Below are 3,614 nucleotides of genomic sequence, written 5' to 3'. Positions count from 1 at the left end.
TGTGGAACAGTACGCGCCGCTGGAGGACTGAGTGCCGGCGACTCGGGGCCTGGTGGGTTAGGATTGTGCCCCGAGAAAAGGAGGGAACCATGATTTGTGCAAACTGCTTTCACGAGCCCACCCTTAGCCAACTTCAAGGAAGCCCGGATAAATGCCCACAATGCGGCGTTCGATTTGACCACCACGCTAAGCGGCCAAGCCCGAAGTACGGCCGCTTATTAGCCCCTAAGGTGGCATATTTACTGCCCCTCCTTATCGGCTTAATTGCTGGATATTTCGTAGGGCGTGAGCATATCAAATATGAAATTCGAACAACCATGCAACACCTAATGAGCGGCGTCATGGAGGACTCCAATAAATCAACTGTCAGCTCTAAGCGCTCTAAGGCTCCCCCTATCGGAAGTGGCGGTCCTATAAACGTAGTGCTGAATGGTACACAAAGAATTGTCGACGCCGAAAATCGCGTGTACTCGTTGATAACGGTCAAATTTTTTAATCGAAGCGGTGCAGAAGTCAATGGTTTTCGCGGGGATCTGGTAATTACAGATACAGAAAACCGGGAAATACTACGGGCGCCGGTCCACAACGAAGATCACGTCGAAAATGGCGGGGAAGTTAGGAAATATTTCAAGTTTATGATTGATCCTTCGGACGCAAAATTAAGTCTGCTCGACTCATTGAAAGGAAGAATCAAATTACATTTTGTGCAGGGAGATTGATATTGATTGTCAATATAAGACCCGCTTCGGCGGGTTTTTTTATGCCTGGAGTGACCTGATGAATGAATGCGAAATCCTATTTCCTACCCCGCAGGTAGTTACTGTTTGCGGGAGAAGTGTGCAAATCAAGTGCGTCGAGTTTCAAAACTTCGAGCTGTTCAGCGAGACGGCCCAGGCATTAGTCGCCGCTATGGCGAATATGTCTGTCGAGCGCTTTCAGGGCCACGCCGGCAATGCTCAAAACATGCGGGCGATACTTCGCAAATGCACGAACCTCTCCCGCTGGCGGGTTCGGCGACTACCTGCACCAGTGGTGCTGCAACTGGTGACGCATGTGGTTCGGGTCAACATCCATTTTTTCGACCTCGCGCTGGCGGATCTAGCTCGCCTCATGGCTGGACAGATGCAGCCCAGCAACTGATCAGCGCGGGGCATGCGTGGGCCGATGTGCAGCGCCTTACTCTGCCGCAGATAGAGGCATTCCTAGATAGCGCGGGGCGGCTGAGGAACGAGCAGCACAAGCGCGACGTTCTGGCGATTCGGGCGGCTGGCGCTTCGAAACAGCAGTTCGAACAGTACATGAAGGGGCTTTCCAATGGCGGGTAAGGTCACGACGCAGGTCGTCATCGAGGGCAAGAACAACGCGGGCAAGGCGTTTGCCGAGGCCGATTCTCAGTTCGAACGGTTTGCGGCGAATGCCAAGAAGGCGGGCGGTGTCATCGCCGCCGCGCTGACAGTCGGTGCGCTGGAGTCATGGATCAAGACCAACGTCGATGCGATCGACCTGACCGGCGAACTGGCCGAGCGAACCGGTATGGCAGCCTCCGAGTTCGCGGGCCTGCAATACGCAGCGAAATTCGCCAGCATCGAATCGGAGGGGCTCGCCGCTGCCCTCGCGAAATTCAACCAGAACGTAGGCAAAGCGGCTGAGGGGACCCAGGCCCAGGCGGCCGCTTTCGGTAAGGTCGGCGTCGAGATTCGCAACCAGGAAGGGAATATCAAGCCGCTCGGTCAGCTTTTTTCCGAGGTCGCCGGAAAGATCGCCGCTATGCCCGACGGCGTGAATAAATCCGCGCTCGCGATTGAGCTGTTCGGCAAGGCGGGAACCAAGCTCCTCCCACTGCTCAACATGGGCGCCGATGGTATCGGCCGGCTCAAGCAAGAAGCGGCCGACCTGGGCGTTGTGCTGGAGGACGAGGTATATGATGCGGCGGGCAAATTCAACGACACGCTGGATGTGTTGGAAACCGCGGCTCAAGGTGCCGGGCAGAAGTTCACGGCCGAATTAATTCCCGCGCTCAATACTGTTTCCGGGCTGCTTCTGGAATATACCAAGGACACCAACAGCGCCTCTGCATCTTCTTCGGCGATGGCCGCAGGAATAAAGCTCCTGGCTTCTGTCTGGTTTGCCCTATCTGCTGCGGTCACGGCAACAGGTAGAAATATCGGCGCAATTATGGCAGCAATAATTTTCGTCGCGAAAGGTCAGTATTCAGAAGCCGCCAATGTCATAAAAGAAAGCACCCTGGATGCTGTCGATACAGTAACCGATGCTTTTCGGCGCATTAATTCCACCTGGGATGAGGCGGCCGATAAGTCCAGGGAATCATCGAATGAAATGGCGCGCGGGCTGGAGGGCTTGCGCGCTTCGCGTGACCAAGTCGTAAAGGCGACCGAGGCTTATGCGAAAAAGCAAATCGCTATCGAGCAAAATCTACTTGGGCAAATAAAGAAACTCCGCGAAGAGCGGAAAAAAATAGAGACTTATTATTCCGAGCTGTACGCGAAGCTTAGCGGAACCGCGCCCAAGTCAGAACCGAATTACCGCAATATCCAGGACATGAAGCTCGGTGCGAAGGATGCACTCAAGGCAGGCGATGCGGAAAAGGCCTTGAAGTTGGCGCGCGAGGCGGCGGAAATGATTGCCAAGTTTCAGGAGGCTGGCGGTAATACCTACGGCTTAAAAGGCGTAGCTGAGGAGCTCCAGCAGATTGAGCAAAATGCGACAAGCCTCAAGCAGTCCGACCTTGAACGGCAATTCTTGAATACCAGCATCGCGGTGGCGATGCTTCAGCAGCAGATGGAAGCCCTGAAAAACGTCCAGATCAGCATCGACCTACCGCAGGAGCAGGCGGAGAAAATTCGCGCGCAAATTCAGGCGCTGGCTAAGGCCATTGGTGAGGACATGGTGATTCAGCCGACGGTATTGCCACCGAAGTTGACGACCAATACCACTCCTGGGGACCCGGACGTTCCGATGCCTGGCTATGCCACCGGCACCGCCAGCGCACCACCGGGCATGGCCTGGGTCGGCGAGAACGGGCCAGAGCTGATGCAGTTCCGAGGCGGGGAGAAGGTTTTCACCGCGGAGGCCTCCAAGCGGCTCACCCAGCGAATGGCCGGGGTGTCCCTGCCGGGTATCAGCCAGAGCCTCATCGACACCGCCACCGGCGCGCCGGGCGCCTCCCCTGGCCGTGACCTGGGCACGGTGAGGCTTGATGTAGGCGGCGGGCAGACCATCCAATTGCTCGCCGAGCGCGAGGGGTTCGAGCAGATCCTCGCGCGCAAAGCACGACAGCACGGACGGACGAAGCGATGAACTATCCCCACGTTACGCTGGGCGGCGTGCCGATCACCGCCGAGTCGGGCGGTGTCGCTCAGGAGTACGGCGGCGAGCTGGGCGAGACAGAGGTCCGGCTATCCCTCGGCGACCTGATCACCATGGCGCACTGGCGGAAGGAGACCATCACGCTCTCCGGCGCGGGCTGGTTCGGCCCCGGGTTCGATGGTCTGGATTTCCGCCGGCCGCTGGAACTGCGCTGCACCGAGCCGCGGGAAATGCAGGGTGCCGTCGCCGAGCAGCGCGACTTCGAGCTGCCGAGCGTGCCGCGGCCT

3 protein-coding genes and 1 pseudogene are annotated in these 3,614 nt (G+C 57.4%); all 4 read left to right on the top strand.

The features are described 5' to 3' along the window. Positions 1-89 precede the first annotated feature (89 nt). Complete coding sequence (locus tag OGL92_RS21950) at positions 90-719, top strand: hypothetical protein (RefSeq protein ID WP_263147982.1); 630 nt, start codon at positions 90-92, stop codon at positions 717-719. A 58-nt stretch (positions 720-777) separates the two neighbouring features. After that, positions 778-1,140, top strand: a complete 363-nt coding sequence (locus OGL92_RS21945) for a hypothetical protein (RefSeq protein ID WP_263147979.1) — start codon at positions 778-780, stop codon at positions 1,138-1,140. A gap of 174 nt (positions 1,141-1,314) precedes the next feature. After that, positions 1,315-3,318: a hypothetical protein gene (locus OGL92_RS21940; RefSeq protein ID WP_263147977.1), complete on the top strand. Its 2,004-nt coding sequence runs from the start codon at positions 1,315-1,317 to the stop codon at positions 3,316-3,318. Further along, positions 3,315-3,614: pseudogene (locus OGL92_RS21935) on the top strand (hypothetical protein); the annotation flags it as partial. The gene OGL92_RS21940 and the pseudogene OGL92_RS21935, both read left to right, overlap by 4 nt.

This window comes from Pseudomonas sp. RIT-PI-AD (assembly GCF_025642785.1).
Taxonomy (GTDB): domain Bacteria; phylum Pseudomonadota; class Gammaproteobacteria; order Pseudomonadales; family Pseudomonadaceae; genus Pseudomonas_T.
The sequence above is the reverse complement of the archived record's forward strand: the minus strand, read 5'-3'. Positions and strand labels throughout refer to the sequence as shown.

Coding starts and splice junctions, on each gene's coding strand:
- OGL92_RS21945 (WP_263147979.1), top strand. CDS start 778: ATGAATGAATGCGAAATCCTATTTCCTACCCCGCAGGTAGTTACTGTT.
- OGL92_RS21950 (WP_263147982.1), top strand. CDS start 90: ATGATTTGTGCAAACTGCTTTCACGAGCCCACCCTTAGCCAACTTCAA.
- OGL92_RS21940 (WP_263147977.1), top strand. CDS start 1,315: ATGGCGGGTAAGGTCACGACGCAGGTCGTCATCGAGGGCAAGAACAAC.